This is a genomic window from Stenotrophomonas pictorum JCM 9942 (genome assembly GCF_001310775.1).
Lineage (GTDB): Bacteria > Pseudomonadota > Gammaproteobacteria > Xanthomonadales > Xanthomonadaceae > Stenotrophomonas > Stenotrophomonas pictorum.
The window spans coordinates 1-4,286 of the sequence record NZ_BAZI01000236.1 but is presented as its reverse complement, the minus strand read 5'-3'; the positions used below and the strand labels follow the sequence as shown (position 1 = coordinate 4,286).

The window sequence follows — 4,286 nt, the reverse complement described above, 5'->3', positions numbered from 1 at the left end:
CCACCACGTGCCCAGCGCGTTGGCCAGCCATTGCAGATGCGCCGGCGCCAATCCGGTCACGAAGTGGTGCAATGCCGGAATCGCATGCACCAGGATGCCGCCGCCGACCAGGAACATCGCCGCGGTACCGGCGATGGACAGGCCGCGCATCAGCCACGGCGTGGCATACAGCAGCCCGCGTCCGAACGCGGCCAGCGTGCGGCCCTTGCCCAGCAGCCACATGCCCAGATCATCGAGTTTGACGATGCCAGCCACCAGGCCGTAGACGAACACGGTCATCGCCAGCGCGATCACCACCAGCGTGGTCACCTGCTGGCCGAACGGGGCAGTGGCCACCACCCCCAGCGACAGCACGATGATTTCGGCCGAGAGGATGAAGTCGGTGCGCACCGCCCCCTTGATCTTGTCCTTCTCCCAGGCCACCACGTCGGTCTTCTCGTCAGCCAGCGCGCGGGTCAGCTCGGCCTTGTGCGCGTCGTCCTCGTCCTTGGAGTGCAGGAACTTGTGCGCCAGCTTCTCCACGCCCTCAAAGCACAGGAAGGCGCCACCGATCATCATCAAGGGCGTGATCGCCCACGGCAGCCAGGCGCTGATGGCCAGCGCCGCCGGCACCAGGATCGCCTTGTTGACCAGCGAGCCCCTGGCCACCGCCCACACCACCGGCAACTCGCGGTTGGCGCTCACGCCGGTCACCTGCTGCGCGTTGAGCGCCAGATCGTCCCCCAGCACGCCGGCGGTCTTCTTGGCCGCCACCTTGGTCAACAGGGAAACGTCATCGAGCAGTGTGGCGATATCGTCGAGCAGGGCAAACAGGCTGGCTCCAGCCATGGGCACACCGTAGGAATGGGACAGGCGGCGATTTTCACCTATTCAGCGCCTGCCGCGCGTGAGGCCGTGCGTGTTCACCCCTCTACCACCCGGCGCCGGCCACACTGGCCCTCCCTTCTGCCCGGAACGCCTCCTTGACCGAGCCATCCAGCGATACCACCGCGACCACTATCGGCGGCATGAGCCGACGCCAGCAGATCGTGCGCCTGCTGGTGCGCTACCGGAACTCGGGGGTGTTTTCCGGCCTCCAGCTTGATGGCGAACTGCCGCGTCTGGACCGGATTCCCGCCACCGACAACCCCACCCAGTTCGTGGCCGATCTGGAGGCGCTCGGCACCACCTTCGTCAAACTCGGGCAGGTGCTGTCCACGCGGCCGGACATGATTCCGGCCGAGTATGTGACCGCCTTGGAGCGCATGCAGGAAAAAGTGGCGCCGATTCCGGCCGAACAGATCCGCGCGATCATCGAGGAAGACCTCGGCGCGCCGGTGGCCAAGCTGTTTGTCTGGTTCGACCCGGAACCGCTGGGCTGCGCTTCCATCGCCCAGGTGCATCGCGCCGAACTGCGTGATGGCCGCCAGGTGGCGGTGAAAGTGCAAAAGCCCGACGTGGCCGCGCAGCTGCGTTCGGATCTGTCGGTGTTGCGCAGCTTTGCCACCGCCGCCGACCACCTCACCCGGGTCGGCCGCAAAGTGCGCTTTTCCGACTGGCTGGACGAGTTCGCCAAGACCTTGCGCATGGAGCTGGATTACGAAACCGAAGCGGCCAATCTGGCCCGCTTCGGCCAGCATCTGGCGCCCTATCCGGAGCTGACGGTTCCCCAGCCGGTGTGGGACCTGTGCAGCCGCCGGGTGCTGACCATGGAGCTGGTGCAGGGCGTGCGGGTGGATGCCATTCCACAGGTGCGGCGCACCGAGCAGTCGATGGAGCCGCTGGCCGCGGCGCTGATCCGCGGCTACCTGGACCAGATCTTCGTCCATGGCGAGATCCACGCCGATCCGCATCCGGGCAATCTGCGCGTCACCCCCGAGGGACAACTGGCCATCTTCGATCTGGGCATGGTGGCGCATGTGCCGCCGCGGCTGCGCGAGCGCCTGCTCAAACTGCTGTTTGCCGCCATCGACGGCCGTGGCGAGGAAGTGGCCGATGAGATCATCAGCATCAGTACGCGGCTGGAGGATTACGACGAGGAGCGCTACCTGCGCGAGACCGGGCAGATGATCGCCCGCTACGCCGCCAATGGCACCATGTCCGAAGGCCATGTGGTGCTGGAAGTGGTGCGCATCGCCACCGCCAGCAACCTGCGCACCCCACCGGAGCTGACCCTGCTGGGCAAGGCGCTGCTGAATCTGGAAGGCGTGTGCCGCGTGCTCGCGCCGGCGATGAACACCCGGGGTGTGGTCGAAAAGCAGCTGCAGCATGTGATGCGCGCGCGCCTGAAAAAGTCGCTGTCGGTGGCCAATCTGGCCAGCGAGGCGATGGAGATGCAGCAGCTGCTGCGCAACGGGCCGCGGCGCCTGACCGACATCCTCAGCCTGGTCGCCGAGAACCGGCTGCAGATGAAGGTGACCGGGCTGGAAGAATCGCGGCTGATGGAGAACATCCAGAAGGTCGCCAACCGCATCGCCGCGGCCCTGATCACCGCCGCGCTGCTGCTGTCCTCGGTGCTGTTGATGCGGGTTCCCACGCGCGTGACGCTGTTCGGCTATCCGGCCTTCGCGATCCTGCTGTTCCTGGTGGCGGTGGTGATCGGTCTGGGGCTGATCCTCAGCGCCCTGCTGTTCGACCGGCGCACGCGGGCCCGTGCGCACGAGGAACGCGGACATCGCTGAGCCGGAATGACGCCGCCACCGCCACGCTCATGGCGCGGCGGCACGGCAAACTGTTGCGCCCAAAAAAAACATTCCAGTCAGGTTCGCGCAGGCACTCTGCTGACATCCCTCCGTCACATGCATGACACCGCATGATGGCAGGGAGCCTGCGGCCGCGGCCGTTGCCCTGTTCCACTCTCCACCTGACCGCATGCATTGGATCATCTGGCTCTATCTGGCGACACTTGTCGTCCTGCTGTTGTTGTCGCCCACTGGACTGCGCCTCAAGGCGGGACTGCTGTCCGTGCTGTTGCTGGCCTTGAGCAGCTGGTGGCTGATCGATCGGCTCAGTGGCGATGGCATCAACTCCGCCACGCTCTATCACCTGCGCAGCGATATGGAAGGTGCCGGTGTGGGGGATTTCGGCGCGTACATCGCCGGCTTCCTCGCCCTGGTACTGCTGTCGCTGACACCGCTGCTGTTGATGCGGATCAAACGCTTCCAGCGGAGGCGCGGCGGCGGGGCCGTGTTGACCGGATTCATCGCGCTGGTGATCGCCACGATGGCAAGCAGCCCGCTCTACACGGATGCGCGACGCATCTACCAGCAGATGCAACCGGTCGACTACAGCAGTGTCGCGCCCGAATACGTGGTGCCATCCCGGCCTTTGGCACGCACCCCGAATATCGTCTGGATCTATGGCGAAAGCCTGGAGCGCACCTATCTGGATGAGGCGGTGTTTCCCGGACTGATGCCCAACCTCCGGCGCCTCGCCGGCCAGGCGCTGGATGTGCGCAATATCGCCTCGGCCGACGGCAGCGGCTGGACCATCGCCGGGCTGGTGTCTTCAATGTGTGGGGTGCCGCTGACCACCGCACAGGGTGATGAGAACAGCATGGGCCGCATGGCCAGCTTCCTGCCCGAGGCGTTCTGTCTGGGCGACTATCTCAAGCAGCAGGGGTACCGCAACCATTACCTGGGGGGCGCCAACGGCCAGTTCGCGGCCAAAGCCGATTTCCTGTCCACGCACGGCTTCGACGAGGTGCGGGACCTGGCCTGGTTCCAGCAACAGGATATCGCCCAAAAGCATTTCTCCAACTGGGGCGTGCATGACGATGTGCTGCTCGATCACGCGTTCGAGCGCTTCATGGAGCTCTCACGCAACGGCCAGCCGTTCATGCTAACCGCACTGACCATGGACACCCATCATCCGGCCGGCCATCTGCCGGTGGCCTGCAGGAACCTGCGCTACCGCAGCGCGCTGGGCGATATCGGCCTGCTCCATGCCCTCCAGTGCAGCGACCGGCTGATTTCGCGGCTGGTCGATCGCATCCGCGCCAGCGCCTTTGCCGGGAACACGCTGGTGATCGTCGCCTCCGACCACCTGGCCATGCCCAACCACCTGAGCCATGTGCTGGAGAAGCAGACCCGCGAGAACCTGCTGTTGTTCCTCGGCCCGGATATCGCCCCGCGCCAGCTGCACAGCGATGCCGGCACCACGTTGGATTCGGGCGCCACCTTGCTGCAGCTGATCGATCCGGCGATCGACGCGATCGGCTTCGGGCGTTCGCTGGTCGCGCCACAGCGCGCGCCCAGCGCCAGTGTCGCGGCCTTGCACGGCGATGGCGACGGCTACACCCGCTACCG

At 65.9% G+C, this 4,286-nt stretch carries 3 protein-coding genes; 2 read left to right on the top strand and 1 reads right to left on the bottom strand.

What is annotated here, in order from left to right; translation table 11 throughout:
- Nucleotides 1-828, bottom strand: an 828-nt coding sequence (locus JCM9942_RS11460; protein ID WP_054659781.1) for a DUF808 domain-containing protein, incomplete at its 3' end; no start/stop codon positions are given.
- 179 nt (nt 829-1,007) lie between these two features.
- Here JCM9942_RS11460 and JCM9942_RS11455 point away from each other — a divergent pair.
- The gene (locus tag JCM9942_RS11455) at nt 1,008-2,660 is read left to right on the top strand and encodes an ABC1 kinase family protein (RefSeq protein WP_083468518.1); all 1,653 of its coding nucleotides are present in this window, start codon (nt 1,008-1,010) and stop codon (nt 2,658-2,660) included.
- A 190-nt stretch (nt 2,661-2,850) separates the two neighbouring features.
- A partial coding sequence (locus tag JCM9942_RS11450) for a phosphoglycerol transferase I (RefSeq protein WP_054659777.1) occupies nt 2,851-4,286 on the top strand: 1,436 nt, incomplete at its 3' end.

Coding starts and splice junctions, on each gene's coding strand:
- JCM9942_RS11455 (WP_083468518.1), top strand. CDS start 1,008: ATGAGCCGACGCCAGCAGATCGTGCGCCTGCTGGTGCGCTACCGGAAC.